Here is a 2,481-nt window from a genome sequence, read left to right as displayed (position 1 = left end):
GGCTGCGACTCCAACGGAACCCTGCGATACATCATCACCAGCAACAAGCTGAGAAGTCACTACTTCCTGTACGCTAACGAAAACGGCGATTGGAAGAAGATCGCCAAAGCCCGGTCCCCGAGTGCTTTCGAGGGCCGGGTTAAACTATATTAGGAGGTCACCTATATGACAAAAGAAGAGCAGGTCATTGAGACCATCAGAAAAGGGCCCGGTATGAGCCCGAACGAATATCAGCGGCTGGCGCTCCGAACGGCGTCGAAGGAGTCCATGGAGAATCTTCTCCTAAATGGCCTTCTGGGGCTCGGCGGTAAAACTGGCGAGTGTCAGGATCTCTACAAGAAGCACCTTTTCCAGGGCCACGATCTTGATAAGGATAAGATGGCCAAGGAACTGGGCGATGTCTCTTGGTATCTGGCGCTCACAGCCTACGCCATTGGCTACAGCCTGGAGAATATTTTCAAACTCAATATCGAAAAGCTCCGGGCTCGGTATCCGGACGACTTTGATGCCGACCACAGCCTCCACCGTCAAGCCGGCGATATTTAGGGACGTCGGCCATGGAAAACCGTGAACAATTCGTCGAGTTTGACCGGTACTGCAAGACCTGTCAGCATGAGAAACTTGCCGAAACGGATTCGCCCTGTGACGAGTGCCTGGAGCATCCGGTGAATACCGACAGCAATATCCCATTCTGCTACGAAAGGAGAACCTGACCTATGGAGAAGCCCGAAATCATGGTATCATGCGAAGATCCCGGCACCACCTATCTCTGCTATCGCGGTATGCGCTTTATCTTCCGGGATGGCGTGTACTCCGGCTGGTATCGGCCGTAAAGCAACGAGGAGAGAGCCAGCGAAAACGTGGGCTCTCTTTATATTTTACACGAAATGAGGGACAGACCTTGGAAAGGCTCGAAGTTAGCAAACCCATTGAAAACTTTCTTGCATTCATGCGTGAGTGTGAGAGCCAGTACCACATGGCCGAGGCAGAGGAACAGGAGACGTCCGGCCTCATCAATGATATTCTCCACAGCCTGGAGTTGGAAGACCACTCCTATCACGAGTTCGCCAACCTCGGGAAAGAACTGAAGGAGGCCCGGCAGCGGAGGCGGACAGCCAAATACATCAAACTGACGGTTCAGCCTGTCTTAGCGTGGACGGATGAGAACCGAAATGTCATAAAAGGGCTCGAACGCTTGCTCGGTGATGTCCGCAAGGCTGAGAAGAATACCGAAAACCGCATCTATACGCCCAGGTGCAGATCGCAGAAGTAACGGAAAATAGATACGCCTTGACGCTCAATGAGTATCTGCTCTTAATGCGCGATATCATACTTTCCTAAAAACCAATCTGATCTCACAAGGAGGAGCTATATTTATGAACGAAAAAGTTATGCGACACAAGGAGCTTTGCGATGGGCTGAACACCTTGTATGCTAAGAAGAACCACGACTACGGTGACAGCTTCCACCAGACTTTTGTCGAGGAGGGGCTGGCTATGAGCCGTATCCGCCTTGGGGACAAGTTCTCCCGCTTTAAGACCCTGTCCCGCATCTCCCCCACCGACAGCGCTCAGCAGCAGGTTACGGATGAGTCCATTCGGGACACGCTGCTCGACTTGGCGAACTACGCCATCATGACTGTGCTGGAGCTGGATGAGGCAGAGAAAAAAGCCACAGCTCCAGACTATGATATTTCGTGAGGCATAAATCATGTCTGACGAACCTACCTATATCGACTGGCTCACAACCATTGAGCCCGAAGAAGTCTGTGAAATCGCCTCCAAATACGGAAACCGCTATGCTGAAATCACCGAGGAGCAGATTGAAGAATTGCGGGCTGGAAAGGTGCTGTGCTATGTGAACGAGTATGGCATCTTTATCAGACTGAAAAAGGAGTGATATTTGTTGTTCGAGTTCATTTCATTGATACTCGTTCTCGCAGGGCTATTCTCCGAAAGAGTGGATGTGCTCTTCGTAGCAGCCCTGTTTGCGCTCATTTCAAACGCGGATATCTCCATCAACATCAATAAGGAGGACAAACACGATGATGGCTAAACTTCAGGAGCGCTGGTACTTCCTTCTCGTTCTGCTGGATGCGGCCGGTATTGCCTGGGTCCGGACGAGGCGGACATTCCGCAGCCTGCTGGATAAATTCGGAAAGCTGGTTCGAGACATTCGCATCACTCGGAGCCTGCTGCTCCTTGACATGGCGAAGGAACTGGATATTTCACCGGCCGAGCTGTCGGCTATTGAGTGTGGAAGAAAGCCGGTCCCTGACTGGTTTATCCCTGCACTTGAAAAGCATTACGATATTGGCGAGGTCTGTGCCCACACTCTCCGTTTCTTGGCGAAGGAAAGAGGTGATTGATATTTGTCCGGGAAAGACAGAAATAACTCGGAAGGCTATTCCGACCCGACTGCCTATGCAGCTATGAGGAATATCGCCCGGGACGAGGATCGCTTTCGGAAACTGCGCAAGGT

At 51.5% G+C, this 2,481-nt stretch carries 7 protein-coding genes; all 7 read left to right on the top strand.

Annotated elements, in window-relative coordinates; translation table 11 throughout:
- The first annotated feature begins 165 nt into the window (after positions 1 to 165).
- The 7 genes from JX325_RS15330 (at position 166) to JX325_RS15300 (ending at position 2,368) form a co-directional block, all read left to right on the top strand.
- Positions 166 to 546, top strand: a complete 381-nt coding sequence (locus tag JX325_RS15330) for a nucleoside triphosphate pyrophosphohydrolase family protein (RefSeq protein WP_243414127.1) — start codon at positions 166 to 168, stop codon at positions 544 to 546.
- An 11-nt stretch (positions 547 to 557) separates the two neighbouring features.
- Positions 558 to 713, top strand: a complete 156-nt coding sequence (locus tag JX325_RS15325) for a hypothetical protein (protein WP_204791928.1) — start codon at positions 558 to 560, stop codon at positions 711 to 713.
- A 188-nt stretch (positions 714 to 901) separates the two neighbouring features.
- Positions 902 to 1,273, top strand: coding sequence for a hypothetical protein (locus JX325_RS15320; RefSeq protein WP_204791927.1), 372 nt, complete (start codon positions 902 to 904; stop codon positions 1,271 to 1,273).
- Between the two features lie 103 nt (positions 1,274 to 1,376).
- Complete coding sequence (locus JX325_RS15315; protein ID WP_204791926.1) at positions 1,377 to 1,700, top strand: nucleotide modification associated domain-containing protein; 324 nt, start codon at positions 1,377 to 1,379, stop codon at positions 1,698 to 1,700.
- A 10-nt stretch (positions 1,701 to 1,710) separates the two neighbouring features.
- Positions 1,711 to 1,899 carry a hypothetical protein gene (locus tag JX325_RS15310; RefSeq protein ID WP_204791925.1) on the top strand — a complete coding sequence of 63 codons (189 nt, stop codon included), beginning with the start codon at positions 1,711 to 1,713 and terminating at the stop codon, positions 1,897 to 1,899.
- 6 nt (positions 1,900 to 1,905) lie between these two features.
- Positions 1,906 to 2,055 carry a hypothetical protein gene (locus tag JX325_RS15305; RefSeq protein WP_204791924.1) on the top strand — a complete coding sequence of 50 codons (150 nt, stop codon included), beginning with the start codon at positions 1,906 to 1,908 and terminating at the stop codon, positions 2,053 to 2,055.
- A complete protein-coding gene (locus tag JX325_RS15300) occupies positions 2,045 to 2,368 on the top strand; it encodes a helix-turn-helix transcriptional regulator (RefSeq protein ID WP_204791923.1) in 324 nt (107 codons plus the stop codon). The genes JX325_RS15305 and JX325_RS15300 overlap by 11 nt, the downstream gene beginning before the upstream one ends.
- Positions 2,369 to 2,481 lie beyond the last annotated feature (113 nt).

Source organism: Oscillibacter sp. CU971, assembly GCF_905219725.1.
Taxonomy (GTDB): domain Bacteria; phylum Bacillota; class Clostridia; order Oscillospirales; family Oscillospiraceae; genus Oscillibacter.
Note: the sequence above shows the minus strand (reverse complement) of the source record. Positions and strands in the feature narration are given on the sequence as shown.

Excerpts from the sequence above, each read along its gene's own strand:
- JX325_RS15315 (WP_204791926.1), top strand. The coding sequence starts at position 1,377 with ATGAACGAAAAAGTTATGCGACACAAGGAGCTTTGCGATGGGCTGAAC.
- JX325_RS15330 (WP_243414127.1), top strand. The coding sequence starts at position 166 with ATGACAAAAGAAGAGCAGGTCATTGAGACCATCAGAAAAGGGCCCGGT.
- JX325_RS15300 (WP_204791923.1), top strand. The coding sequence starts at position 2,045 with ATGATGGCTAAACTTCAGGAGCGCTGGTACTTCCTTCTCGTTCTGCTG.
- JX325_RS15325 (WP_204791928.1), top strand. The coding sequence starts at position 558 with ATGGAAAACCGTGAACAATTCGTCGAGTTTGACCGGTACTGCAAGACC.
- JX325_RS15310 (WP_204791925.1), top strand. The coding sequence starts at position 1,711 with ATGTCTGACGAACCTACCTATATCGACTGGCTCACAACCATTGAGCCC.